This is a genomic window from Aestuariivirga litoralis (genome assembly GCF_015714715.1).
Taxonomy (GTDB): domain Bacteria; phylum Pseudomonadota; class Alphaproteobacteria; order Rhizobiales; family Aestuariivirgaceae; genus Aestuariivirga; species Aestuariivirga litoralis_A.
In genome coordinates, this window is record NZ_WAHS01000001.1 from 930,524 (window position 1) to 956,393 (window position 25,870).

The following is a 25,870-nucleotide window of genomic DNA, read 5'->3' on the forward strand; positions in this document are numbered from 1 at the left end:
CAAGCATGTTGAGCGGGTGAGCTTAAAACGCGCTTAATGCGGCAAGTGCGCCAGAAGCTGTGCGGGTGAGAGGTGGCGCTGCGGATGTTTCCAGCGTGGTGCAATTTCAGCCACCGGCTCTAAAACAAAACGCCGTGCCGCGAGACCTGGATGTGGCAGGATCAGAGCTTTTGGCATGTCGCTGGGCTTGCGTTTGATCTGGCCATTGTAGTCCAGCAAATCGAGATCCAGCGTGCGCGGGCCCCAGCGCCTGCGGCGTTTTCTACCGGCGCGTTTTTCAATCTCGTGCAATTTGCGCAGCAATGTTTCCGGCGGCAACGCGGTTTCAATCCATGCTGCGGCGTTGACGAAATCCGGCTGGTTGAGCACACCAAAAGGCTTGGTGACCAGCAAGGTTGAAGCCGCCTTCAGGCGTAGCGGGAAAGTATTGAGTTCAGCGAGCGCGCGCGTCACTGTTTGGTGCGGCGTGCCCCAAGGCCCGGTCATGTTGCTGCCCAGGGCGACCAGGATCATGAATGGTCGCGGAGCGCCCTGCTCTTTTCGCGGTTCCAGTCACGCTCTTTAATGGTGTCGCGCTTGTCGGCCGCTTTCTTGCCGCGCGCCAGTGCGATATCCACCTTCACCTTGCCGCGCGGATTGAAGAACATCTTCACGGCCACGATGGTCAGGCCCTCGCGCAGCACGCCCGATGCCAGGCGCTTGATTTCCTTGGCATGCAGAAGCAATTTGCGCGGGCGCTTGGGCTCATGGTTGAAGCGGTTGGCCTCGCGGTATTCTGGCACATTGGAGTTGAACAGGAAAAGTTCAGAGCCCTTCATGCCGGCATAGGCTTCACCCAGATTGATGGTGCCGACGCGCAAGGATTTCACTTCGGAGCCCTGCAGCATGATGCCGGCCTCGAATTTCTCCAACAGCTCATAATCAAAGCGGGCGCGGCGGTTGTCCGATACGACCTTGATACCGTCCTGCTTGCGTGCGGATTTTGCTCCGCCTGCTTTTGAAGACATCAGTTCAAGAGCCCTGCGTGAACCAGGGCCTCTTTCACGATCACCTTTGTGGATTCAACCACCGGCACCAGCGGCAAGCGTGCCTCGGGTTCGCACAGGCCCAGAAGGCTGGCTGCATATTTAACGGGGCCGGGGCTGGCTTCCACGAACATCGCATGGTGCAGCGGCATCAGCTTGTCTTGCACTTTAAGTGCTGCAGCATAATCGCCACGCAAGGTTGCTTCCTGCAATTCAGCACAGAGGCGCGGCGCGACGTTGGCGGTGACCGAAATGCAGCCGGTGCCACCATGGGCGTTGAAGCCCAAGGCCGTGCCATCTTCACCCGAAAGCTGGATGAACTTGGTGCCTGTCATCAGACGCTGGCGTGAGGGGCGCGTGAGGTCTGCCGTTGCGTCCTTCACACCGACTATGTTCTTGAAGTCCTTGGCCAGACGGTCAAGCGTTTCAACCGAAATGCTGGCCACGGTGCGGCCGGGCACGTTGTAAACAAAAATCGGAATGTCCACTGCCTTGGCGATCGCTGCGTAATGGGCATAGATGCCGTCCTGGGTGGGCTTGTTATAATACGGCACCACCACAAGGGCCGCATCAGCGCCGGCATTTTTGGCATGCTGGGTATATTCAATGGCTTCGGCCGTGTTGTTGGAGCCGGCACCGGCGATCACCGGCACCTTGCCATTGGCTTCTTCCACGCAGATGCGCACGATGGCCTTGTGCTCCTCCGGCGTCACCGTCGGGCTTTCGCCGGTCGTGCCCACGGGCACCAGGCCATGGCTGCCCTCTTTGATTTGCCAGCCCACAAATTTGCGGAATGCCTGCTCGTCAACCGAGCCAGACTTCAGTGGGGTCAGCAATGCGGGGATGGAACCATGGAACTTCACGACAACTCTCCTGAAAGTAAGATTCTGGCAACCATCCCTGAATAAAAGGGCAGAAGCGGCCAGAACGAGGCAACCTATCTAGTCCGCCGCTGCCGGAACGGCAAGCCAAGGCTTCCACAACCTTGACGCAATTGCTGTCTAACCGGTCCACCACTATGAAAGCGAGCAAGACGTTGAATTCGATGATTCAGACCACTTCGAGGCGCCAGTTTCTCCGCGGGATTTCGGTCCTTTCAATTGCCATGCTGGCACCCCGGCTGGCGATGGAACCGGCGCATGCCGCGTCTGGTACCGCTGTGGAAGCCGCAAAGCGTGCTCTGGCTGGTGATTTCGGATCGGCTGGGCCCCTGGCGCAGCAATCCGGCGATTCTGCTGCGATCAAGCTTGTTGAGCTGTTCTATCTGAAGGATCACGGATCTGAGGCCGGTTATGACCGCGTCATGGCCTTTGTGAATGGCGCGCCGGATTGGCCGCTCAACGAAACGCTGCTGCGCCGCGCTGAAAAGGCGCTTTATGACAATTCGGAATCTCCGGCGGTTGTTTCCCAGCATTTTGCCGCGCGCAAACCCGCCACGGCTTATGGCGCATTGGTAATGGCACGCCTGGCCTATGCATCGGGTGATGGTGCCTCGGGCAAGGCGTGGCTAAGCAAGGCCTGGGCCGATCCTGATGTGGATGTTGCCCTGGAAAAAAAGATCACCAGCGAATTCGGTTCGCGGCTTTCGGTGGACGATCACAAGAAGCGCTTGTGGCAGCTGATTTTCGACCAGAAGGGCGAGAGCGCTGTTCGTGTGGCGAAGACTTATCTGGGTGGCGAATATGTGAATGCCGCCAATGTGGGCCGCGCGCTAATCAACAGCGAAGGTGGTGCTGACAAGAAATTTGGATCGCTTTCGGGTGCCATGCGCAATCAGATGGCGCTGCTCTATGTGCTGACGCGCTATTATCGCAAGAAGGAAAACTTCAGCGGCGCGCGCAGTGTTCTGGCTTCCATTCCGGGTGATCCGGTTGCGATGGGCAATGCAGATGCATGGTCTGACGAGCGCCGGACCTCTGTGCGCCGATCGGTTGGCCCGATGCAGCGGGCCAATTGGAAGACCGCTTATCTGATCGCCAAGAATCATGGCATGGTCAAAGGCGAGGGTGCGATTGACAGTGAGTTCCTCGCCGGCTGGGTGGCGCTGCGCTATTTGAACCAGCCGCAAGTGGCGATGGGCCATTTCCTGAAATTGCAGAAGCTGGCCACCAATGGCACCGAGGGCGCGCGGGCGGCTTACTGGATCGGCCGCAGTCAGTTGGCGCTCGGTAATCAGGCGCAGGCCAAGGCTGCTTTCAAGAACGCAGCTTCGCATACCACAGTTTATTACGGCCAGCTGGCACGTGAAGAAATCGGGCTTGGGAAAAAGCCGGAAGAAATCACGCCGGCAGCTTCCAGCGATGCCGCCAAGGCCAGCGTGGCCAGGGATGAATTGGTGCGTGGCGCTTCCTTGCTGGCGCAAGCCGGCGGGCAGAACAAGATGGGCATCTTCCTGATGCCACTGGCCAAGCGCTTTGAAAATACTGATCAGCTCAATGCGGTGGCCAATATGCTGCAGAGCCAGGTTGGCGTGGCTTGCGCGCTGCGCTTTGCCAAGGCTTCGGCCATGCAGGGCAAGGACATCGATGCCTGGGGCTATCCGATTTATGGCCTGCCCAATTGGGCGCAGGTTGGCAAGCCGATTGAGAAATCGATGGTGTTTGCGCTGTCGCGCCAGGAAAGCGAATTTGATCCGAATGCCGGCAGCAGTGTTGGTGCGCAGGGCCTGATGCAGTTGATGCCGGGCACGGCCAAGATGGTGGCCAAGCAATATGGCATTGGTTACAACGCCGGCAAGCTGAAGGATGCACAATACAATGTGAAGCTGGGTGCAGCGCATCTGGCCGACCTCGTTGATAATCTAAATGGCTCCTACGTTCTCACTCTCGTTGCCTATAATGCTGGCCCGCGCCGTGCGACCGATTGGGTTTCCTATTTCGGTGATCCGCGCGGCGGCAAGGTGGATGCGGTGGATTGGGTGGAATGCATTCCATTCAATGAAACGCGCCAGTATGTACAGAAGGTGATGCAGAACTTGCATGTGTATCGCTCGCGGTTGGCACCTGAAACGGTGCGCCCGATGACGGCGGATTTGCGGCGCGGTAACGCCGATGATGTTAATGTGGCCAGTACAGGCGCAGTTCAATAAATAAAAAAAGCCCGGAAAACTCCGGGCTTTTTCATTTCATCAATAGGCTGATTATTTCCGCGTATGTGAGCCTGAATGGCTTTGGCCATCCTTGCCCTTCATACCGCCCGTGCCAAATTCGCTGGCGAATTGTTCTTCCTTGCCTTGGGCCAGAAGGCTGGCCTGGCGCACCCATTCTTCATTCTTGATGCGTCCACCGAATTTCAGATGGTCATCAATCCAGTCGATCTCGGCAGCCGTCCAGGCGGCGATCTGGTCGAAGTGGAAAAAGCCCAACTGATTGAGGATGGTTTCATTCTTCGGGCCCACGCCGGAGAGGCGCTGCAATTCATCTGCCTTGCCACCGCGTGCGGATTTGATGCCTTGCGGCTTGGTCAATGTGCCGGCGGCGGAGGCAACAGCAGGCGCTGCCGATGCGACGACAGCGGCCGTTTCAGCTGCGCCACCACTGAACAGGCCGCGGGCCAGCCAGCCCAGAATGCAGCCGATGATGTAGGCGATGGCGACCCAGATCAGAAGTTCAATGAGGTAATGAGACATGATGCTCTATCCTCACGCGCGCGGCTTGGCTGTGCGGAAGCCGACGATGCAGCCCACGGCCAAGGCCAGCAGCAACCAGTACCAATTGTGCTGGATAAGTATCTGCGAGTTATTCCAGTTGAAAAATTCATTCATGCGTCGCCCTCTTATTTCTGCACCGTGAATTCAACACGGCGGTTCTTTGCCCGTGCACCATCGGAATGGGCGGGATCCAGCGGCTTGGTTTTGCCGTAGCCCACCGAGCTGAGCCTTGAGGCATCGATGCCGGCTTTTTCCAGCGCGTCGATCACCATCTTGGCGCGGCGCTCGCTGAGGCCCTGATTGTAGGATTCCGAGCCGATATAATCGGCATGGCCCGCCACCTGGATTTTCAGCTCGCCGCAGCGCGGATCCTTCATCAAGGCGGCATATTGATTCACGGCTTCGGGATAAGCGCCGCCTAAATCATCCTTGTTGAATTCGAAACGCACCGGGAAAACCGCAGCGATGCGGCCCAACACTTCATCACAATTGATCACGGCTGGTGGTGGCGGCGGGGTTGGCGCTTCAACCGCAACCGTTATGGCCTGCTTGCCAGCGGTGACGTTGGACTGGCCATCCGGCGTGACCACTTTGGCAATCACATCATAAGCGCCATTCACCACAGGCTTGTCCGGGGTCAGCGTCCAGTGGCCAGCGCCATCGGAGGTGAGATCAGCATCCTTGCCCAGTTCATGGGTGACACCATCAAGCTCAACCTGCAGCTTGTTGCCATTGCCTTCAGGCCATGTGCCCTTGACCACTGGTTTGTCGGAGGTGGAAGACGCGGTTTCTACGGTCGGGGCGGCAGGTACCGGCGCCGGCACAGGTTGCGCCACTGCAGGCGGAGCAATGTCGAATCCACCCTTGGTTTCAAGCGGCGTGCCGCCATCGTTCGGCGTTACAGTCACTGTTACGTCATAATGGCCGGGGGGCAGATCATCGCCAGCCTTTAATCTCCATTTACCGGAGGTGTCAGTCAGCAGGCTCAAGTCTTTGCCGAGTTCCGCCGTCTTGCCATTCACCGTCACCGACAATTGGGCACCGCTCATGGCGGGCCATTTGCCGGTCAAAGTGACAGGTTGTGTTTCAACAGGATCAAGGGTTGCGGCCGTTACCGGCTTGGGCGGCGATGGCGGAGGCGGAGGCGGAGGGGCTGCAATTTCAAAGCTGCCCTTGATTTCCTGGGCTTGGCCCTTGGCATCGGTATTGGTGACCGTCACATCATAATGGCCGGGTGCCAAATCTTCAGCAGGCTTGAGTGTCCATTTGCCATCGGTGCTGGAGAGGAGCGAGAAATCCCGGCCGAGCTGCGCGGTTTTGCCATTTACAGTGACAGAAAGCGTGCTGCCGGTGCCGACGGCCCATGTGCCGCTGAGCATGACCGGCTTGCCGGGTTCTGGTGTGATGGGGTTGAGCGTGGGGGCAGCGACTGGCTTTGGCGGCTCATTGACCACCAATTGCACCGGCTTTTCGGCAGCTGCAGTGCGCGAGCCATCACCCACGCTTGAGGCCACATCATAAGAGCCGGGCGGCAGCGGGCTTCCCAGTTTCAGCACCCAGTTGCCACCCGATGAGGTCAATTCCGGGTCTTTGCCCAGACTGTAGGTCTTGCCATTGACGGTGACATCCAGCGTCTTGGCGATTCCTTCCGGCCAAGTGCCCTTGATTTCGGGAGCAGCATCCGATTCGACTTTGGCTGGCTCTTCGGTCGGTGCAGCCAGCGGCGCAATCTGTACTTGTGCCATGTCAACAGTGCGTACACCATAAGTGGTGGCAATGGCTTCGGCGGCGGCTTTTGCGGCGTCCGGGCTGGGGGCGGTGCCGGCGATCGTTACGTCCCGGCCTTCAACTTTCACCTTGGCCCAATCACCCGCCACGAGGGCCGCGCGGTGCGAAATATCGCCTACAAGAGAATCTGTGGATAACCAGGCGGCCGCCACATAAGGCAGGCCCACGCCAACCACCGCATATTGAACCCATTTCACTGGCTGCCAAGAGAACATCTTGCCTTTTCCTTGTGTTACGGGCTTGCCCCCGTTTCGATAAAAACCCAATATTAATAGATTCTTAACATGTGATTCTCGGGTTTTCCAGCGAAATCGCGGATGGCTGGGGCAAGCGCTTCAATTCAGCCGCATTTTTGCTTTGTATGACAGCAGAGATTCTGCCCGGGATATGAGTCTCTATATGCGCCGGTGCAGTGCACTGTGTCTCCCGTGCCACAGGCACCGGAATTATCCCCCGGCCCGGCCCTTTGCCGTTGACCCCCACGCCCTGATGACCCAAAACGACACCATTGCACGGGTGACTCGTGCATTGTCCGCCCACTCATTGCAGGGGACCGGGGGGGCATCATTCAAACTCCAATCTCTTTGGGAGAATAATCTAATGAAAGCTATGAAACTTGCTCTCATCGGTACCGCTGCTCTGGCAGCCGTGTCGGTCAGCGCTCGCGCTGATGATCTGAACGCCCTCAAGGCCCAGATCGAAACGTTGAACGCTCGCGTTGCCTCGCTCGAAGCCACTCCTTCGGTTCCGGCTGGCTACCAGGCTGTGTCGTTCACCCGCAACGAAGCTGGTGAACATGTTATCTCGATCATGCCGACCGCTGATGCTCCTGCCGCTGCCACCATCGTGTGGTCGGGCTGGGTGCGCGCTGGTATCGTGGCCGGCCGTAACGTTGGCGACTATATGTCTGCCAGCAGCTGGCATCCGGTTGGTAGCTCCACCAACGCCAACTACTATGCTGGTAACGAATATGCTGCCGACATCCGCGCAGCTGCCGGCCTGAAGGTTGTTGCCACCACCGACACCGCTGTGGGTGAAGTTGGCGTGTCGGTTGCCATGAAGGCAACTGGTTCGTCTGACATTTTCGCCAACGGCTCCAACTCGTCCTGGACCAATAACGGCGGCAACCCGGCGTTCGTTTCTGACGGCTTCTACGGCTGGTGGAAAATGACCCCGAACCTGACCCTCAAGGGCGGCGTGTTCGGTTCGCTGTCGAAGAACGGCTATTCGTTCGACGCACAGTGCACCTGCGCCTATAACGACTATATCGGTGCTGTTTCGAAGGGCTCGCGCAGTTCGGATCCGGCTCAGGTCCAGATTGCTTATGCCGACGGCCCTCTGGGCATCGCCATCGCAGTTGAAGACGGCGACAATGACAGCGTCAACGCCAGCGCGTTCGGCGTAACCGGCAAGGCCACCTACAAGGGCGACACCTTCGGTGCCGACCTGTCGGGCGGCTATTGGGGCACGACGGACACCACGTCTGCTGAAGCTTCTTGGGTGATCGATGGTGGCATCGGCGCCAAGCTGGGCATGTTCTCGGTTGGTGCTGCTCTCGGCATGGGCTCGGGCTTCAAAACGACCGACGACTTCACCAAGGTCAGCGCTTATGCAATGGCTGCTCTGTCTGACAGCGCCGGCATTGAATTGGGCGTAGGCCACGTGTGGAACACGCAGCAGACCAACACGGATCGTACCGTGTTTGACGCTGCTCTGTACTACACTCCGGTCAAGCAGCTCACGGTTGGCCTGGAAGGCAGCTACGTTTCGGGTGGCCAGTTCGACGGCACCTACGTTGCTGCTCTCTACACGACCTTCAAGTTCTAATCTGACTTAAAGTCTGATTGACGGACGGCCCGCTTCGGCGGGCCGTTTTGTTTTTATCCGTGCCAGTTCAGCGGCTTTACCTTTGGATTCTGGTCTTCTAAATGGGTGTATGCTGATCGCTGAAAACGCCCTTTCCAACAACTCCTATGACCAAGACCTCGCTCGGTTGGTGCATTCCCTCATGGGTGCGACCTCTGTCACTCAGCTTTCTCAAATAAAGGTATTTCACGCCAAATATCCGAATGAAGCTCACGCAAATTACCTGCTTGCGGACGCCATGGCCGCAAACGGCCAGGAATTGATGGCAATTCCCTTCGCCCAGAAGGCTGTACATACGGGCAAGTTTCATCCTGACTATGCTGCGTTACTCATCACCATCTACACCCAGTTCTTTTTCCTGGAACAAATTGATCAATTGCTGCCGCTCGTTCTTGCCACAGGAAAAAGCTCTGCTGCACAGGATCAGGCGATAGGCAATTACTTCAGCAAGCTCGGTCGCCCAGAGAGTGCTGTGCCATATCTCAAACGTGCTTACGCAACACATGTAGAACCGATCGCAAAAAGGGGCGCTATCGGATTGGTCGTCACCTGTTTGCGCGACTCAGGTCAGAATGATGAAGCCAGGGCGCTGCTTCAAGAGCTGCTGGCGGGGGAGGATACACGAGCGGAAGCGCTATCCGACCTCGCTCAGATAGCCCGTTCGGATGACGTTCCTGCGATTGAAGAGCAGATTGAATCACTTCTCGAAGAAAAAGATGCAGATGTATCTTTGACACCTCAAAGACTCGAAATTCTTCATCTCCAGCTTGGGAATCTCAAAGAAAAAAAAGGGCAGCATGATGCTGCCTTTGAAAACTGGCGCACGTCCCGGAGTTTTGTGAACAGAACTTATAACGCCATAGCTACAGAACGCGGGATCAAGGACACGAAAGCTTTCTACAAACCAGATTTGTTCGATAGAACAGCACCTTATGCGAGTTTGGATGCTTCGCTGGTGTTCGTCATGGGCATGCCGCGTTCCGGTACAACGTTAACTGCGCAAATTCTATCGGCTCATCCGGATGGGGCGAGCGCTGGCGAACTGGCTCGGTTGGCGGCAGAAGCCAATGTATTCATGAGCAGGTATCACGTGGCAGGGGGGGTAAAGCAACTCTTGCTCGACGCCGAAAGTGGGGAGATTGCCGCTCGCACAGATGAATTCATCAAACTCGCCAAGCTGGTGGCAGGCAAGCCCGCCGCGAAGATAGTCGACAAAACGCCAACGCAGTTTCTTTCCGCCGGCTACATTCATCTCATTTTTCCCAATGCGAAGTTTATAAACGTAGAACGTCATCCGGCTGACGTGTTCATTTCAACTTATCAAAACAACTTCCAGCGCAGCTTCGAATTTGCGTTCGATCAGAAAGACTTTGCCCACTTTTTTTTGCAACGCCATGAAATCCTGAAACATTGGAGAAGACTTTTCCCCGATAACATACTTGACGTTTCATACGAGGCGTTGACCCGCAACCCGGAAGAGCAAGTGCGGCGCATTCTGGATTTCCTTGAGCTTGACTGGGATCCAGCCTGCCTAAAATTCTTTGAGCGTTCTTCCACCGTGCGCACCTTCAGCCGCGACCAGGTCCGCTCTGCGATCAACACCAAGTCCGTCGCCCGGTGGCGCAATTACGAAAAGCACCTCTCACCGTTGTTTGAATCGCTCGAAAAGGCCGGTTATTCTTACACTGAAACAGTGGTTTAATCGGCATAACCCTTGACTTGCGATTGGCTGGGTTGAAAATCCGGCTTCGATCTTTACCTTCGAACCCAAGGCCACTAAATGGCCTTATGCCATTGCTTCCAGCTTCCAAATTCACAGGTCCTTCTGACCGCGACCGGCAGCAGCTTCTTTTCTCGCTCATGGGCAAAGAGCCGGGTGCCCAACTGACATTGATCAAAGCCTTCCTGGGACGCTTTCCCAACGATATCCATGCGAACTATCTCATGGCCGACACCATGATGGCCGTGGGCCACGAATTGAACGCCATTCCATTCGCCCAGAGAGCAGTACAGCTCGGCCGCTTTGAACCCGACCATGTGGCGCTGCTGCTCAACCTCTATTGCAAGTTTCACTTTCTTGAGCAGGTGGATCGCCTGTTGCCCCAGGTCTTGGCCAGCGGCAAAAGTTCCGCCGAACAGGACCGAGCGATCGGTAACTATTACAGCCGGATTGCCAAAGCAGAACTGGCTCTGCCCTATCTCAAAAGGGCTTGCGACACATTTGTTGACGTGCGCTCCAGGCATCGAACCCTCGGCCTCCTTCTGGAATGCTTGCGAGATGCAAACCACAATGATGAGGCCAGAGCACTGATTGAGAAACAGGCTTCATCGGCAGATACACGCTCCTGGGCGCTGGGTGAGCTTGCTCAAATTGCCAGGCCGGATGAAACCGTTTCGCTGATCGAGCAGATCGAAACCCAACTTTTGGTGCCTGATGACAAAGACGATCCCCGGACGGCCAGCAGCAGAGAAGCGCTTTACCTCCAACTGGGCAACCTGAAAGCCCGGCAAGGCCGGCATGATGAGGCTTTTGAAGATTGGAAAGCGTCTCGTGCTCTCGTAAACCTGACATACAGTGCAGCTGCGAACGAGTACACCGTCAAGGAAACCAAATCTTTCTACCAGAAGAGCCTGTTTGAACGCACCCTGCCCTATGCAAATGCCGATGCATCGCTGGTGTTTGTGGTGGGCATGCCACGATCAGGAACCACGCTTGCGGCACAGATTCTCGCGGCACATCCACAAGCGGCCAGCGCCGGAGAATTGGTGCGGCTATCCGTCGAGGCGAAGTTTTTTACCGGCAGATATCATGTGGCGGGCGGGCTGAAACAGCTCCTTGCAGACGCGCAGGCCGGAGCCATCGCCAGCCGCACCGAAGATTTTCTGAAACTTGCCCGGCTTGTTGCCGGAAAGCCTGCCGCACGCCTCGTTGACAAAACGCCACTGCAATTCCAGTCGGCGGGATATATCCATATGTGCTTCCCGCATGCGCGGTTCATCAACATGGAGCGCCATCCGGCCGATATTTTCATTTCCACCTACCAAAATGGATTTTCACAGGAATTCGGTTTTGCCTTTGATCAGGAGGCCTTTGCGCATTTCTTCCTCAAACGCCACGAAATCCTGAAATACTGGAGAAGCCTGTTTCCGGAAAAGATTTTGGACGTAGGGTATGAATCCCTCACCGCATCGCCGGACCTGCAGGTGCGGCGTATTCTGGACTTCCTCGCGCTTGACTGGGACCCCGCCTGCCTCAAATTCTTCGAGCATTCTTCGACCGTGCGCACGTTCAGCCGCGATCAGGTGCGTTCCGCGATCAACACAAAGTCAGTCGGCCGTTGGCGCAATTATGAAAAACATCTCGGGCCGTTGTTTGAAGCTCTCGACAAAGCCGGCTATTCCTATCCTGAAAATTCTGCCGCGAACGGGGCCAATTAGATGAACAAGAAGGCTGCCCCCCTGCTCCAAGGAAATTACAGCGAAGATCGCGACAAGGTCCTCTCCTACCAGAAGCGCGGGCGGCTTGAACCGGCGCTGGCCCAGGCATTTTTGAGCAAGTATCCCGAGGATGTGCAGGCCAACGTTATTGTTGGTGAAATGTTGCTGACAGCCGGTGAAAACTTCCAGGCCATTGCATTCTATGAAAGAGCCGTGACGGGCAGCGGTTTTGAACCAGGCTATGTGGATATCCTGACGCGGCTCTATCTGGATCACCAGTTCTATGAAAACGCTGACAAGATGTTGCGCGAAGCCATTCGGCGCCATCCTCAATCCGCCACGGTTTTCGGAAATCTCGGAGAATTCTATTCAGTTCTGGGACGATCAGACCTCGCCATCAGCCACTACCGGGACGCACTCCGATTGTCACACGACAACGGGTATCGCCAGATCGTGAAGCGAGGCCTGGTTGAGGTGCTCCGGGCCTCCAACAGGAAAGATGAGGCTTTAAGCGTGCTCGCCGAGCTACAATCAGCACCTGGCCACAAGGCCTACAATGCTTTTACCACAGCGGATTTGACGCGGGCCAATCTGGAAAGCCCCGTGGTGCAAGACATCTTGAATTTGATTGATACATCGGCAGGTACGATCCCCCCGGGAGATCGTACGGCGCTTCTGCTTGGATATGGCCGCGCCGCCGAAAAGTCCAAAAATCATGACCTGGCCATGGAAAGCTGGCAGAAGGCCCGTGCCCTTAATCCGGCGCCATACGATGCCGGCGAAATCGAGAGCATCGTGGCAAAAAGTGTGGAGCTTTACACCAAACCCTTGTTTGACAAGACACGCGGCTTTGCCAACCGGTCGCATGCTCCCGTTTTTGTATTTGGCATGCCCCGCTCCGGCACCACACTTTGCGAGCAGATCCTTGATGCCCATCCCGATTGTGTTGGTGTTGGCGAGTTGGGCCGCATGGTGGTGCGTGGTGTTCCCTTCATCAAAAAATATGGTGTGCCAAGCGGGCCCGGAGAAATCTTCGCGAACGCCTTGAAGGGCAAACTTGTGGCGCGCGGGCAGGAATTCCTGACGGTTTCAAGTCTGGTCGCCAAACGTCCTGCAAAACTGGTTGTCGACAAGACTCCGACACAATTTCTGGCGGCTGGCTATATCCATCTGTGTTTGCCGTATGCGAAATTTATCAACCTAATGCGCCATCCCGCCGATGTGTTCATTTCAACTTATCAAAATCACTTCACCGATACGTTCAGCTATGCGTTCAACCAGGTTAGCTTTGCGCATTTCTACCTGCACCGTGCGAAAATTCTGAAACATTGGCGTGCTGTTTTCGGCGAGCTTATTCTGGATCTTTCTTATGAAGAACTTGTCTCAGACCCCGAACCCCAGGTTCGGCGGATGCTGGGCTTCCTCGGCTTGGACTGGGATCCGGCTTGCCTGCGTTTCCACGAATCCGGAAATGCCGTGCGCACCTTCAGCCGTGACCAGGTGCGGTCGGGCATCAACAACAAGTCCGTCGGCCGCTGGCGGAACTATGAAAAGCATCTTGGGCCGCTGTTTGAGGCATTAGGGAAAGCGGGTTATTCCTATCCTGAATCAGAGATTTAGGCGTAAGCTTCGATTTTCCGGTGCAGGAAAGCCACAACGCTTGCATCTTTTGTTGCCTTGCAGCGTGCAGCCTTGTTCGTGACTCAAATATCGCCTAGAGCGGAGCCTCACCGGGTGCTACCTTGAATCGCTTTTTTCCCCTTACACTTATGCTCTCTGCTCTGCTGCTTTCGGCCTGCGTGGCTGACCAGGCGGTGGATATGGAAAGCCGTCCGATCGCACTTGACCAGAATGCTGAGCCTGCGGGTGCGGCCGGCGTCCAGAGTGCTGCTTCCGTGGCCAGCATGCTTCCTGCCACCGGCCCGACCTATGTGACCTTGACCGTGGCGCGGCAAAACGGCGGTTCGATGCCTTCGCCCAAGGATGGCACGACGGCAATCACCTCAGGCTCTGGCTTTGTGGTTTCGCCAGATGGCTTTGTGGTCACTGCGGCGCATGTGGCGGTCAACAAGGGCAATGAAATTTCAGCACGCGCTGCCAATGGGCGCATCTATAGCGGCACGGTGGTGGGCATCTATCCCGGCAATGATATGGCGCTGGTGAAGCTGCGTTCGTTCAATGGGCGCGATGTTGTACCGGCCTCGCCGGCCTGCGTGGCCGTAGGCTCGCCCATCTACACGCTGGGTAAGCCGCATGGCGCGGGTGATACCGCGCGCATCGGGACACTGCAGGCGATGCATTTCGGCCGTGCGGTGGCTTATGGCAATTTCGGCTATCCCGATGCCATGGTGCTGCATATGGGGACCCAGCGCGGCGAAAGCGGCGGTCCTGTGTTCAACGCCCAAGGCCAATTGATCGGCATGGTGGTTTCAACCCTGTCGGATGAATCAGGGAATTCGATCACCATGGCGCATGCCATTCCGGCCAATACGATTGGCAAGTTCATCTGCAGCCAAGGCTCCTGCAGTTCGAACTGGCAAGCCATCGCCGCCAAGCCGGTTGACAGCTGCGGTTGACGCCGCGCTGAACCCTAAGGGATCAGAACTGTAGCGCCCGTGGTGCGCCGCGCCGCCAGGTCTTCATGCGCTTTGGCCGCATCAGCAAGCTTGTAGCGCTGGTTGATCTGGATCTTCACCTTGCCGGATTTGACGACATTGACCAGATCACGCGCCGTGGCCTGGAAATCGGCATCGCTGGCCACATAGGTGCCCAAAGTGGGCCGAGTGACATAGAGCGAACCTTTGCCCGCCAATATGCCGAGATTGAAAGCAGATACAGCACCTGAAGCGTTGCCGAAGGACACCAGCAGGCCCAGCGGGCTCAAGCAGTCGAGCGAGACATTGAATGTGGCCTGCCCCACGCCGTCATAGACAACCGGCACGCCCTTGCCCTTGGTGATTTCCTTCACACGGGCCACGACATCTTCGGTGCTGGAATTGATCACATGGGCATAGCCATGCTTCCTGGCGATGGCGACTTTCTCGTCGGAGCCTACCGTACCGATGGCCTTCACGCCCAGCGCCTTGGCCCATTGGCCAAAGATCAAGCCCACGCCGCCCGCAGCCGCGTGGAACAGCACGGTTTGGCCCTTCTTGACCTTGTAAGTGGCGCGCAGCAGGTAACGTGTGGTCATGCCCTTCAGCATCATGCCGGCGGCCACTTCGTCGCTGATCGCTTTTGGCAGTTTGACGAGCCGGTTGGCGGGAAAATTGCGCGCCTCCTGATAGGCGCCCAGAGCGCCGGTACCATAAGCCACCCTGTCACCCACCTTCAAGGCCTTTACACCCTTGCCAAGCTTGGTGACCACGCCTGCAGCCTCGTTGCCAAGGCCGGAGGGCAATGGGCTGGGATAGAGGCCACTGCGGTAATAGGTATCGACGAAATTGAGGCCAATGGCCGTGTGGCGGAGTTGTACTTCGCCTGTGCCAGGCTCTTCCAAATTCACATCCTGCAGCTGTAAAACTTCTGGACCGCCTGTCCGTTCAAACCGAATTGCCTTCATGCCCACACCTCTTGTTGTGCCAGATCATCGGATGCCGCAGCGCCGTGGTCAAGCGATGGGCCTTACAGGCTTCCATGTCATTTTGGAACTATGCAGAGTGGTCTGTTCTGTCTTAAGCAGTTCCATCATCTTCAAGGACTTCATCCATGGTCGTTACCGTTTCGCCGCGTCTCTCCAGTGTCGAGTTTCCACCGATCGCGGAGGCGTTGAGCTGGGTCAACGGCCGGCAAAGCAACCGGGAACTTCTCAATCTCTGCCAGGCCGTGCCCAGCTATCCGCCAGCGGAGACGCTGCAAGATGAATTCGCGAGGCTGGTACATTTGCCGGGCATGGGTGGATATACCGAAATCCTTGGCATTACAGAGCTCCGCGAGGCTTTCGCCAGCCATCTCGCATCGAGTTATGCTGCACGCGTGGCCAGCAAGGACGTGGGCATCACCACCGGGTGCAATCAGGCCTTTGCGGCGGCCGTGATGGCGATTGCCGAGCCTGGCGACAATATCATCATGCCAGCGCCCTATTACTTCAATCATCAAATGTGGCTGGGCATGCTGGGTGTGGCCATCACCCCGATTTCTGCTTTTTCACCGGGGGGCGCATGGCCGTCGGCTGCCGATGCAAAGGCGGCAATCACGCCGAAGACCCGCGCCATCATGCTGTGCACCCCCAACAACCCTTCAGGTGCGATCTATCCGGCATCGGTGCTAAAGGAATTTTACGACGTGGCGCGCGAGGCCGACATCGCGCTTATCATCGATGAGACCTACAAGGATTTCCGCCCTGACGCTACACCTGCCCATGCGTTATTGAATGAGCCTGACTGGCGGGACCGTCTGATCCAGCTGTTTTCCTTCTCGAAGATCTATGCACTGGCTGGATATCGCTTGGGGGCCATGGTTGCTGGGGCGGAAGTCATGCATCAGGCCACCAAGGTTCTCGACACAATGACCATTTGCCCTCCGCAGGTTTCGCAGCGCGGCGTATTGTTTGCGCTAAAGGAACTGGACGAGTGGAAGCAAGGCAAGAAGGCTCTGATGGCGGAGCGCCTTGCGGCAATGCGTGCAGCCTTCACCAAACCCGGATTGAAATATGAACTGATCTCCAGCGGGGCCTATTTCGCCTATGTCAAACATCCGTTTGAGGGCGAAGGTTCTCGTGTGGTGGCCAAGCGGCTGGCGCAGGAACATGACGTTCTGTGCCTGCCGGGTGCGATGTTTGGAGAAGGACAGGAAGATTATTTGCGTTTTGCCTTTGCCAATGTGGATAAAGACAAAATGTCCTTGCTGGCCGAACGCCTGATCGAGAGCCAGGGTGCCTAAGGACTACTTTGCTACATAGGCCGCATATAGCGCCGACCGCTGCACGGAATAGAGATTTTTGAGATATACACCTTGCTGCTCAGGGACAATGCCTGCCGCTTTCATCGTGGGCCCGATGCGCTGCGCGTAAGGCAGGCCAAAGAAATAGGGGTTCCGGGGCGCATTCATCACACCGGCCATGTAGTTGTTGATCTGTGAGGCCCCGGCATCGAGATAGAGGCAGTGCAGGTTCTGGCCCTGCTGGGCGTAGCAATTCTGCACATAGGCCTGCATGCCGGGCGCGCCTTGGGTTTTGAGCACTCGGATAATTTCAGTGGCCGCCTGCTTGATGGCTGCATCCTCCGGGGAAGCAGCATGCACGACAGGGGCAGATGCGAAAATTGCCCCAAAAGCAACGGCGATAGTGAATCGGTTGGTCAAGATGCGATGTCCTCCACGAGCGGATAAAAGCCGCCCGTGGAGATTATATCAAGCGGGAAGATCAGTCTTCGCGCGTGCTGGGCACGTTGCGTTCAGCGACGAAGCGTTCGAAATCTTCGCGGTCCTTGGCCTTGCGCAGCTTGGTCAGGTATTCATCGAAAGCCTGGCGCTCTTCGTCGAGCTTGCGCTTCATGGCTTCCAGCTCTTCGAGCTTGGCGCGGCGATACTCGTCAAAGGCTTCATTCCCGGTGGAGCTGTAGGCCGACCATGTGCGGTTCTTCCAGCCGCTGGTGGCTTTGGCGAAATGATCCGCGGCGTCCTTCGGGCTTTTCCATTGCGACCATGGGGCTTGCATTTCACTGGCTCCTTTCCAGACTTCACCATTCTTGTATCTCAGAAACAGGGCGCCGAGCCCGATTGGCCAAAACACGGCAAAACCGCCGACGACTGCCGCAATTTCATAGACCGACCAAGGCTTCTTTCCGGAGCGTGCGCCCCAGGATGAACCACGGCCGCCATCTTCCGCACTGGCATAAGCACTGTTATTCATGATGCCCCCTCCTTCTTTAGGGTGAGGAGCAAGTGGTGCGGCCATGACCCCACTTCAAGGGCGGCCTGCAATTGTAATCTTTCCCCTGCCCCTCACATTGGGTTAGAAGCCTATTTGAACCAAGGAATTGAAACATGCCCGCTTACCGTTCCCGCACTTCCACCCATGGCCGCAACATGGCCGGCGCCCGTGGCCTCTGGCGCGCCACCGGCATGAAGGATGGTGATTTCGGCAAGCCGATCATTGCGGTGGTCAACAGCTTCACCCAGTTCGTACCCGGCCATGTGCATCTGAAGGATCTCGGCCAGATGGTCGCACGAGAGATCGAAGCGGCAGGCGGCGTAGCCAAGGAATTCAACACCATCGCTGTCGATGACGGCATCGCCATGGGCCATGACGGCATGCTCTATTCGCTGCCGTCGCGCGAGATCATCGCGGACAGCGTCGAATACATGGTCAATGCGCATTGCGCCGATGCGATGGTGTGTATTTCGAATTGCGACAAGATCACGCCGGGCATGTTGATGGCTTCGATGCGGCTGAACATCCCCGTTGTGTTCGTCTCCGGTGGCCCGATGGAAGCCGGCAAATACATCGCGCCGAAGACCGGCAAGACCGTGGCACTCGACTTGGTGGACGCCATGGTGGCGGCGGCGGATGACAAATATTCCGACGAGGAAGTAGCTGTCATCGAACGCTCTGCCTGCCCCACTTGCGGCTCATGCTCCGGCATGTTTACTGCCAATTCGATGAACTGTCTGACGGAAGCGCTGGGCCTTTCACTGCCGGGCAACGGCTCTACCTTGGCCACGCATTCGGATCGCCGCCGCCTATTCCTCGAAGCTGGCCATCTGGTGGTGGATTTGGCGCGCCGTTACTACGAGCAGAATGACGAAAGCGTGCTGCCGCGCAACGTTGCAAGCTTCAAGGCGTTCGAAAATGCCATGACGCTGGACATCGCCATGGGCGGTTCCACCAACACCGTACTGCACATCCTTGCAGCCGCGCATGAAGGTGGCATCCCCTTCACCATGGATGACATTGACCGGCTGTCGCGCCGCGTGCCTTGCGTGTGCAAGGTGGCACCCGCCAAGAGCGATGTTCACATGGAAGATGTGCACCGTGCCGGCGGGATCATGTCGATCCTGGGCGAACTTGAAAAGGCCAAGCTGATCCACACGGATGTGCCCACGGTTCACGCCGCCACGTTGGGCGATGCGATCAACCGCTGGGATATCGGCCGCACCAATTCTGAATCAGTGCGTGACTTCTTTATGGCCGCACCGGGTGGCGTGGTTACCACCGAAGCGTTCTCGCAATCACGCCGCTGGGACAGCCTTGATACCGACCGTGAAAAAGGCGCGATCCGCTCAGTTGAACACGCCTTCTCCAAGGATGGCGGCCTCGCCGTGCTGAAGGGCAACCTTGCGGTTGATGGCTGTATCGTGAAGACAGCGGGCGTGGATGAGTCTATCCTGAAATTCACGGGTCCGGCGGTCGTGTTCGAGAGCCAGGACAGTGCTGTCGCCGGCATTCTCAATGGAGATGTGAAGGCGGGCGATGTGGTGGTGATCCGCTATGAAGGCCCGCGCGGCGGCCCCGGCATGCAGGAAATGCTGTATCCGACGAGCTACATCAAGTCGAAGGGCCTGGGCAAAGCCTGCGCGCTGATCACCGATGGCCGCTTCTCTGGCGGCACGTCCGGTCTGTCGATCGGCCACGTTTCTCCGGAAGCGGAAGAAGGCGGGCTGATCGCGCTGGTACACAGTGGCGACCGGATCGAGATCGACATTCCAAACCGCACCATCAAGCTGGCCGTGCCGGATGAGGAACTGGCCAAGCGCAAGGCGATGCAGGAAGCGCGCGGAAAGGCCGCCTGGACGCCGATGAAGTCACGCCCCCGCAAGGTGACAACGGCGCTCAGGGCTTATGCGGCGTTTGCGACTTCGGCGGCCAAGGGGGCTGTGCGCAACGTACCTTAGGCGGCTTGGACGCGCGGCTTCGGGCTCGACAGCCGTGAGATCAAGGTGAAAGCAATGAGGGTAGCGACAAAGGCCAGCACCATCAGTGCTGTCGGCCTGTCGCTGTAGCCCATCAGCGCCTTCAGGAAGGTGCCGAGCAAGTTGCTGTCTGGGAGGAATGCGGACCAATCCCACATTTCTGTGGTCAGAGATTCCACGGCACCGCCTGCCTGCAGGAAGCGGGCGGCCTGAGCTGCCATGCCTGCGGCGAGAAGCGTGATGAGCCCTGTGGTCGCTGCAAATATCCAGCGCATCGGGATCTGCACGATGCCGTAATAGGTGATCAGCGAAACACAAGCCCCCAACGCCAGGCCCAAAAGCCCGCCCGTCAGCGACTGGATTGCAGTTGCGCCGCTTTCGGCGGACGCGCCGTAAAGGAACAGCACCACTTCCGAACCTTCACGCAGAACGGCGGTGGCCACGACAATGGCAATCGCCATCATCGGCCTTGATCCGCTGGCTGCCATCTGGCCGAGCTCGCGCAATTCAGCCGCGAGGTTGCGGCCCTGCCGCGCCATCCACCAGGTATGCCAGGCCAGCATGAAGACCGCCAGGATGAGGATGGTTGCATTCAGCATTTCCTGGCCATAACCGCCAAAGAGGTTGGCGATTTGCCCGGCAAAGACGGCCACGATCAGGCTGCCCACCACGCCTGCCGCAATGCCAAGCCAGATGTAGCGGCCCGCACGTTGCGCGCCACCTACAGCCGCAGCGACAATGCCGATGGCCAGTCCGGCCTCGAAGACTTCGCGGAAGACGATGATGAGTGCGCCGAGCATCTTATTCTACAATGATCTGGGCTTTGGCCTTGTCTTCATGAGGCTCATCCACGCAATCGTAAGTGCCCGGCTTGGCATTGAGAACCTTGACCATGATGGTGCCGCCAGCGGTGACCGGCTTTTCGATCTTCAGACCCTTGCATTCCAGCTCACCGGCAACATCGTTTTCGTTGATGAACTTGATGGTGAGCGCAGGGCCGGCCTTCACCTTCAAAACGGGCGGATCGAAATTCGTGCCCTTGAGCTTCCATTCGACAGGCTGGTCGTCCGCGCGCGCAACGCTAGCGGCAGTCAAAGCTGCTACTGACAGTGCAGCCACAAACAACATTCTCATAATCTAGCTCTCCCAAATATCCGATCAATATAGTCGGTTTATAACCCGAATTGTCAAGTCGGATATTTTGTCGGTTGCGGGAATGAAAGGGCTGTTCAAGCCGTAAGGCAGCCTTGACGCGTCATGGCAGTTTCGCAATTCTCGTTCAAACTGGTGGCAGAAGCCGCCTTACGGGGAGCAAACAATCATGACATTCAAAAGCCAATTGATGGCCGCCTCAGTGGTGCTTTTTGCATTTGCCACCGCCCCCGCAATGGCGGGCGAGATCAAGCTGCTCTCCATGAACATGTGGGGTGCGGGCGCCAATGCGAACAAGCCGATCGATGAAACGGTCGCTGTCATGAAGGCATCCGGCGCTGACATTATCGGTGCGTTGGAGACCGTCCCTGAGCCTGACCCTTGTGAAGCCGGCACCGCCAATTGCATTCCCGGCGACCAGAGCCGCGCTGCGGATATTGCCAAAGCGCTTGGCTATCATGTGCATGAATTCAAGCACGGCACCGAAAACCACTGGGCGGATGCCGTGATCACCAAATATGAGATCGGCAAGGAAACACCCAATGGCGTTGGTGTTGAGCTGAAAGTCGATGGCAAGAAGGTGGTGGTTTACGCCATGAACCTGAATGACGCGCCCTATGTGCCCTATCAGCTGCTCGGCATTGAATATGGCAAATTCCCTTTTATCAAAACCGCAGACGAAGCGGTGACCTTTGCCAAGCAGGCGCATGGCAAGGCGCTGGAGCTGCTATTGGCCGATGTGGCTTCCGAGCAGGATGCGGCGGCACAATTCATCATGGGTGATTTCAACGAGCCGAGCGTGCGCGATTGGACTGACGCGACAGTGGCCGCCAAGCTGCAACCCATCGCTGTCAAATGGCCCTTCACCTCAGGCCTGGAAGCCCAAGGCTTCACCGACACATTCCGGGCGATCTATCCGGACCCGGTGGCCAAGCCCGGCATTACCTGGACGCCGACGACAGAGGCCAGCGATACGACTGACCATCATGACCGCATAGATTTCATCTTTGCCAAAGGCAAGGATTTGCAAATCAAGTCGGCGGGGATTGTGGGCGAGAAAGCTCCAGAAGCTGATCTGGTTGTGAGCCCGTGGCCTTCAGATCACCGCTCGACGATGGCGGTGATCGAAATCAAGTAACAGATTTCAGTGCCTGGTCTTCACGGCATTCCGCAAGCCGTGGAGCTGATCGAGCAGATGCAACGCCACGCTGATGCCGGCGCTGTTCACGCCGAGATCTTCTTCAAGATCGTGGATCAAATGCGCGCGGGCCACATCGGCTTCGGTGAAGGCTTCGCCTTGGGCGGCTTCTGACGGGATCAGCCATTCTTCTGACAGCCAGACATCCAGTGTCTGATCATCGATGCTGGCTTTGGCCAGGAATTCCCTGCGTTTGAGAATCATGATTTCACCTCTGCGCGCGGATCGCCTTCCGGCTCCCACGTCTTCAGGAATTCATTGAGCTTTGCATCCGGCACTTTGGGCATCACGATCTTCAGCCGCACGATCTGATCGCCCTTGCCGGCTACGCCCTTGCCCTTCAGGCGCATCTGGGTGCCGGTGGAGCTGCCGGGCGGAATGTTTAGCATCACAGCACCGGAGGCTGTGGGCGTGCGCACCGGGCCGCCCAAGGCCGCCTCTTTGATCGAGACAGGCAAGTCGAGCAGAATGTCGTTGCCCTCACGGGTGAAATCCGGATGGCGGGCCACTGTCACTTCGATCAGTGCATCGCCTGATCCGCCGGTGCCATGGCTGGGTTGGCCTTTGCCCTTGAGGCGGATCGATTTGCCGGTTTCGATTCCTGCTGGAATCTTCACATCGAGATTTGAACCATCGGGCAGCGTGATACGCTGGCTGGCGCCATTGATGGCATCGAGGAACGAAACAGTCAGGCGGTAATTCACATCGGCTCCCCGCGCATTGCGGCGCGCTTGCGTTTGCCGCGCGAACATATCCGCCAGCACATCGTCAAAACCATCAAAATCAGAAAATCCTCCCGACGACTGGTAACGGGGATTAGCTGCGCCAGCGCCCGCATAGTCGCGGTAATATTGGCGTGGCTGCGGTTTTTCATTGCCGGCGGCGTCGATGACGCCCGCATCATACTTGGCGCGCTTCTCATTGTCAGACAGCAGATCATTGGCCGCATTCAGTTCCTTGAAACGTTCCTCGGCTTTCTTGTCGCCAGGGTTCAAGTCTGGGTGACTTTTTTTCGCCAACTTGCGATAGGCCGTGCGGATGTCATCGGTTGAAGCCGACTTGCCAACACCCAGAATTTCATAGGGATCGCGCACGCGAAATTTCCTTTCGCGCCTAATGTAAGCGCAAGACCTGATAAATCAAGTTTTCGAGGGTAAGGATGGTGGGCGACGTAGGACTCGAACCTACGACCCGCTGATTAAGAGTCAGCTGCTCTACCACCTGAGCTAGTCGCCCATCCTTCATTCCTGTGTGCCAAGGCCCACCAGAACTCGGCGGGTCTTAGGCGAGAGAACGTAGCTTGTCCACCCCTGTTTCGGGGAAATTCAGGGTTGGGAAAAACAGCTTAACCGGAAGGCTTTTAGATCACCAACCGCAATTGGCGCGTACCCATTTGACAGAGGCCCAGCCATCAATCGACGAATCCGATTCAGAGGCCAAACGGTACCAGCCGCCCTTGCGGTCGAAGATTTCGACACGGTCGCCGTTGAAAAGTTCGCCGATCTGACTGGCGGATGCCTTCGGCCCGGCACGCACGGCAAGGAAGCCTGCACCCGTGGCGGGGTTGTAGTGGCGCGAGAGGCCGTGGACGGTTCCTTCGCACATGCCGGCGAAGGCCGACGGTGCGGAAATGCCGATGAGCAAGGCAGTGGTGAGTGAAAGACGGATCAAGTTTGACATGGTTTCCTCCTGTTGATGGAGCAGAACTATGATCTTCGTCCTGAACCCCTCATGAACAAAAAAGCCGGGCACATGGCCCGGCTTTGAAAATTCTGTTTGGTCGTTCAGGCCTTTTCGGTGCCTGACATCTTGGCGACTTCGGCAGCGAAATCGTCCTCGGCCTTTTCGATGCCTTCACCCAGCTGGAAGCGCACATAGCCAGTGATGGTGATGTCGCCACCCGCAGCCTTGCCGGCTTCGCCTGCGGCCTGCGTCACCGTCTTGGCGCCGTCATGCACGTAAGCTTGCTCGAGCAGGCAGTTTTCCTTGGCATAAGTCTTGAGGCCCGAAGCCACGATCTTTTCCATCACATTTGCGGGCTTGCCAGCGTTCTTTTCTTCGAGAACAGCAGCTTCGCGCGCCAGCACATCCTTGGGGATCGATTCAAGGTTCATGGCGATGGGGTTGGTGGCAGCGATGTGCATCGAGAGCAGACGGCCAAATTCAGCCACCTGTTCGGCCTTGCCTGCTGATTCCAGCGCAACCAGCACACCGATCTTGCCCATGCCGGGTGCCACCTGGTTGTGGACGTAGGAGCCGATGACGCCCTGCTTCACCGAGAGAGCTGCCGTGCGGCGCACCGTCATGTTCTCGCCGATGGTGGCGACCATTTCAGCAACGAAGGTTTCAACCGAATGCGCCGTGCCCGGATACGGCATGACCTTCAGCTTTTCAGTGGAGCTGTCAGCGGCCAAAGCCAGCTTCGAAATCTCGGCCACCATGGCCTGGAATTTCTCGTTACGCGCCACGAAGTCGGTTTCGGAATTCACTTCAACGACAGCAGCCGTGGTGCCCTTGACGCAGATGCCAACGAGGCCTTCAGCGGCCACGCGGGTGGATTTCTTGGCGGCCTTGGCCAGGCCCTTGGCGCGCAGCCAATCAATTGCTTCTTCGATGTTGCCGCCGGTCGCGGTGAGCGCGGCCTTGCAATCCATCATGCCGACGCCAGTTTTTTCGCGCAGGTCTTTCACCAGTGCAGCGGTGATCTCAGCCATGTTTGAACCTCTTCAAAAAAGGAAAAGCCGGGCGCGCTTATGCACGCCCAGCATGATTAGTGAAATTAAGCTGGCAGAGCTTCGGCGACGGGCTGTTCAGCAGCGCCTGCATCCACGGGCGAGCCGTGCTGCGACTTTTCGATGCCTTCGAGAACAGCCTTCGAAACCAGTTCGCAATAGAGCGCCACGGCACGGGCCGCGTCGTCATTGCCAGGGATCGGGAAGGTCACACCGGCCGGATCCGAATTGGTGTCGATGATGGCCACAACCGGAATGCCCAAACGATTGGCTTCCTTGATGGCGATCTGTTCCTTGTTGGTGTCGATCACGAACAGCAGGTCGGGCGTGCCGCCCATGTCCTTGATGCCGCCCAGCGACTTTTCGAACTTGTTCTTGTCGCGGGTCATGTTGAGGACTTCGCGCTTCTTGAAACCAGCGCCCTGCTTTTCCAGCACTTCGTCAATGCGGCGCAGCGCCTTGATCGAACCCGAAATGGTCTTCCAGTTGGTGAGCGTGCCGCCGAGCCAGCGGGCATTCACGTAATACTGGGCGCAACGCTTGGCGCTTTCAGCAATCTGCTCAGCAGCAGAACGCTTGGTTCCGACGAACAGCACGCGGCCTCCCTTGGCCACGGTGTCAGAGATTGCTTCGAGTGCCTGATGGAGCAACGGAACTGTCTGCGACAGGTCCATGATATGGATGCCATTGCGCACGCCATAAATGTAGGAGCCCATCTTGGGGTTCCAGCGATGCGTTTGGTGTCCGAAGTGAACGCCGGCTTCCAAGAGCTGGCGCATTGTGAAATTCACAGCCATTTTAGTTCCTTTTCCGGTTAATCCTCTGCGGATGGTGTGATTGGCGGAATGCCAACACCGGAAGGACGGCCTCTATGAGGGGCTTGCGCCCGTGAGACAATCCAAACACCCGCATGTGGTTTTGAACGGCCCGCCTCTAGCATCGCAGTGCAATGAAGGCAAGGCCGCTGTTTCAGGCGATAAATTTCGCTTTGGCGATTTCGGCAGCCGTTTCGGCCTTGGACCAGGTGCCGGTTTCCACGCCATTAGCCAGACGTGCACCGCCTGGGCCTTTAACCCAGACATTCCAATGCCATACGGCTGATTTGCCAGAGCCGCCGCGCGAGGTGATCTTTACTTCCAAATCATCAGAATTGTATTTCATCAGCGGCATA

25 protein-coding genes, 1 tRNA gene and 1 pseudogene are annotated in these 25,870 nt (G+C 57.3%); 9 read left to right on the forward strand and 18 right to left on the reverse strand.

What is annotated here, in order from left to right:
* Positions 1-33: 33 nt before the first annotated feature.
* The 3 genes from folK to dapA are packed head-to-tail and all read right to left on the reverse strand — an operon-like array spanning position 34 to position 1,888.
* Positions 34-513 (reverse strand): 2-amino-4-hydroxy-6-hydroxymethyldihydropteridine diphosphokinase, encoded by a 480-nt coding sequence (gene folK / locus F8B91_RS04930; RefSeq protein ID WP_196502585.1) that lies wholly within the window; start codon positions 511-513, stop codon positions 34-36.
* Entirely contained in the window at positions 510-1,007 is a 498-nt protein-coding gene (gene smpB, locus F8B91_RS04935) for an SsrA-binding protein SmpB (protein WP_196502586.1), read from the reverse strand. Before smpB ends, folK begins: the two co-directional genes overlap by 4 nt.
* Complete coding sequence (dapA, locus tag F8B91_RS04940) at positions 1,007-1,888, reverse strand: 4-hydroxy-tetrahydrodipicolinate synthase (protein ID WP_196502587.1); 882 nt, start codon at positions 1,886-1,888, stop codon at positions 1,007-1,009. Before dapA ends, smpB begins: the two co-directional genes overlap by 1 nt.
* Before the next feature lie 242 nt (positions 1,889-2,130).
* On the opposite strand from dapA, the gene F8B91_RS04945 reads away from it, so the two are divergent.
* Positions 2,131-4,113 (forward strand): lytic transglycosylase domain-containing protein, encoded by a 1,983-nt coding sequence (locus F8B91_RS04945; RefSeq protein WP_196502588.1) that lies wholly within the window; start codon positions 2,131-2,133, stop codon positions 4,111-4,113.
* A gap of 51 nt (positions 4,114-4,164) precedes the next feature.
* On the opposite strand, the gene F8B91_RS04950 is transcribed toward F8B91_RS04945, so the two are convergent.
* From F8B91_RS04950 to F8B91_RS04955, 3 genes are read right to left on the reverse strand one after another with little or no spacing between them, the layout of a single operon-like run.
* Positions 4,165-4,653 (reverse strand): hypothetical protein, encoded by a 489-nt coding sequence (locus tag F8B91_RS04950; RefSeq protein WP_196502589.1) that lies wholly within the window; start codon positions 4,651-4,653, stop codon positions 4,165-4,167.
* Between the two features lie 12 nt (positions 4,654-4,665).
* Positions 4,666-4,788, reverse strand: coding sequence for a hypothetical protein (locus tag F8B91_RS17000; protein ID WP_281432900.1), 123 nt, complete (start codon positions 4,786-4,788; stop codon positions 4,666-4,668).
* 11 nt (positions 4,789-4,799) lie between these two features.
* On the reverse strand, positions 4,800-6,677 hold the full coding sequence (locus tag F8B91_RS04955; RefSeq protein ID WP_196502590.1) for an OmpA family protein: 1,878 nt from the start codon (positions 6,675-6,677) through the stop codon (positions 4,800-4,802).
* A 385-nt stretch (positions 6,678-7,062) separates the two neighbouring features.
* Here F8B91_RS04955 and F8B91_RS04960 point away from each other — a divergent pair, with 385 nt between their 5' ends.
* From F8B91_RS04960 to F8B91_RS04980, 5 genes are all read left to right on the forward strand, one after another.
* Positions 7,063-8,289: a hypothetical protein gene (locus F8B91_RS04960; RefSeq protein WP_196502591.1), complete on the forward strand. Its 1,227-nt coding sequence runs from the start codon at positions 7,063-7,065 to the stop codon at positions 8,287-8,289.
* Positions 8,290-8,398: 109 nt separating this feature from the next.
* A complete protein-coding gene (locus F8B91_RS04965; protein WP_196502592.1) occupies positions 8,399-10,030 on the forward strand; it encodes a tetratricopeptide repeat-containing sulfotransferase family protein in 1,632 nt (543 codons plus the stop codon).
* A gap of 158 nt (positions 10,031-10,188) precedes the next feature.
* A complete protein-coding gene (locus tag F8B91_RS04970) occupies positions 10,189-11,766 on the forward strand; it encodes a sulfotransferase family protein (protein ID WP_196502593.1) in 1,578 nt (525 codons plus the stop codon).
* Entirely contained in the window at positions 11,767-13,386 is a 1,620-nt protein-coding gene (locus tag F8B91_RS04975; RefSeq protein WP_196502594.1) for a tetratricopeptide repeat-containing sulfotransferase family protein, read from the forward strand.
* A 122-nt stretch (positions 13,387-13,508) separates the two neighbouring features.
* Positions 13,509-14,342, forward strand: coding sequence for a S1C family serine protease (locus F8B91_RS04980; RefSeq protein WP_196502595.1), 834 nt, complete (start codon positions 13,509-13,511; stop codon positions 14,340-14,342).
* 14 nt (positions 14,343-14,356) lie between these two features.
* On the opposite strand, the gene F8B91_RS04985 is transcribed toward F8B91_RS04980, so the two are convergent.
* The gene (locus tag F8B91_RS04985) at positions 14,357-15,328 is read right to left on the reverse strand and encodes a quinone oxidoreductase family protein (protein WP_196502596.1); all 972 of its coding nucleotides are present in this window, start codon (positions 15,326-15,328) and stop codon (positions 14,357-14,359) included.
* Positions 15,329-15,474: 146 nt separating this feature from the next.
* Between F8B91_RS04985 and F8B91_RS04990 the strand changes: the two genes are divergently transcribed.
* Positions 15,475-16,647 (forward strand): aminotransferase, encoded by a 1,173-nt coding sequence (locus F8B91_RS04990; RefSeq protein WP_196502597.1) that lies wholly within the window; start codon positions 15,475-15,477, stop codon positions 16,645-16,647.
* A gap of 3 nt (positions 16,648-16,650) precedes the next feature.
* On the opposite strand, the gene F8B91_RS04995 is transcribed toward F8B91_RS04990, so the two are convergent.
* Positions 16,651-17,067, reverse strand: coding sequence for a hypothetical protein (locus F8B91_RS04995; RefSeq protein WP_196502598.1), 417 nt, complete (start codon positions 17,065-17,067; stop codon positions 16,651-16,653).
* Positions 17,068-17,128: 61 nt separating this feature from the next.
* Positions 17,129-17,617 carry a DUF2852 domain-containing protein gene (locus tag F8B91_RS05000; RefSeq protein ID WP_196502599.1) on the reverse strand — a complete coding sequence of 163 codons (489 nt, stop codon included), beginning with the start codon at positions 17,615-17,617 and terminating at the stop codon, positions 17,129-17,131.
* 134 nt (positions 17,618-17,751) lie between these two features.
* Between F8B91_RS05000 and ilvD the strand changes: the two genes are divergently transcribed.
* Positions 17,752-19,599 carry a dihydroxy-acid dehydratase gene (ilvD, locus tag F8B91_RS05005; RefSeq protein WP_196502600.1) on the forward strand — a complete coding sequence of 616 codons (1,848 nt, stop codon included), beginning with the start codon at positions 17,752-17,754 and terminating at the stop codon, positions 19,597-19,599.
* On the opposite strand, the gene F8B91_RS05010 is transcribed toward ilvD, so the two are convergent.
* Together F8B91_RS05010 and F8B91_RS05015 are read right to left on the reverse strand one after the other, a co-directional pair.
* On the reverse strand, positions 19,596-20,417 hold the full coding sequence (locus tag F8B91_RS05010; protein ID WP_196502601.1) for an FTR1 family iron permease: 822 nt from the start codon (positions 20,415-20,417) through the stop codon (positions 19,596-19,598). The two genes, ilvD and F8B91_RS05010, sit on opposite strands and share 4 nt — an antisense overlap.
* A gap of 1 nt (position 20,418) precedes the next feature.
* On the reverse strand, positions 20,419-20,751 hold the full coding sequence (locus tag F8B91_RS05015) for a cupredoxin domain-containing protein (protein ID WP_196502602.1): 333 nt from the start codon (positions 20,749-20,751) through the stop codon (positions 20,419-20,421).
* Between the two features lie 187 nt (positions 20,752-20,938).
* Here F8B91_RS05015 and F8B91_RS05020 point away from each other — a divergent pair, with 187 nt between their 5' ends.
* Positions 20,939-21,907 (forward strand): endonuclease/exonuclease/phosphatase family protein, encoded by a 969-nt coding sequence (locus F8B91_RS05020; RefSeq protein WP_196502603.1) that lies wholly within the window; start codon positions 20,939-20,941, stop codon positions 21,905-21,907.
* 6 nt (positions 21,908-21,913) lie between these two features.
* On the opposite strand, the gene F8B91_RS05025 is transcribed toward F8B91_RS05020, so the two are convergent.
* From F8B91_RS05025 to F8B91_RS05055, 7 genes and pseudogenes are all read right to left on the reverse strand, one after another.
* On the reverse strand, positions 21,914-22,171 hold the full coding sequence (locus F8B91_RS05025) for a chaperone modulator CbpM (RefSeq protein WP_196502604.1): 258 nt from the start codon (positions 22,169-22,171) through the stop codon (positions 21,914-21,916).
* Positions 22,168-23,061 carry a DnaJ C-terminal domain-containing protein gene (locus F8B91_RS05030; RefSeq protein WP_196502605.1) on the reverse strand — a complete coding sequence of 298 codons (894 nt, stop codon included), beginning with the start codon at positions 23,059-23,061 and terminating at the stop codon, positions 22,168-22,170. The genes F8B91_RS05025 and F8B91_RS05030 overlap by 4 nt, the downstream gene beginning before the upstream one ends.
* Positions 23,062-23,127: 66 nt before the next feature.
* Positions 23,128-23,203: transfer RNA gene (locus F8B91_RS05035), tRNA-Lys, on the reverse strand.
* A 129-nt stretch (positions 23,204-23,332) separates the two neighbouring features.
* Positions 23,333-23,647, reverse strand: a complete 315-nt coding sequence (locus tag F8B91_RS05040; protein WP_196502606.1) for an SH3 domain-containing protein — start codon at positions 23,645-23,647, stop codon at positions 23,333-23,335.
* Between the two features lie 104 nt (positions 23,648-23,751).
* Complete coding sequence (tsf, locus tag F8B91_RS05045) at positions 23,752-24,681, reverse strand: translation elongation factor Ts (RefSeq protein WP_196502607.1); 930 nt, start codon at positions 24,679-24,681, stop codon at positions 23,752-23,754.
* 68 nt (positions 24,682-24,749) lie between these two features.
* Positions 24,750-25,496, reverse strand: a pseudogene (rpsB, locus tag F8B91_RS05050) (30S ribosomal protein S2); the annotation flags it as partial.
* A gap of 172 nt (positions 25,497-25,668) precedes the next feature.
* Positions 25,669-25,860 (reverse strand): hypothetical protein, encoded by a 192-nt coding sequence (locus F8B91_RS05055; protein WP_196502609.1) that lies wholly within the window; start codon positions 25,858-25,860, stop codon positions 25,669-25,671.
* Between the last annotated feature and the right edge of the window lie 10 nt (positions 25,861-25,870).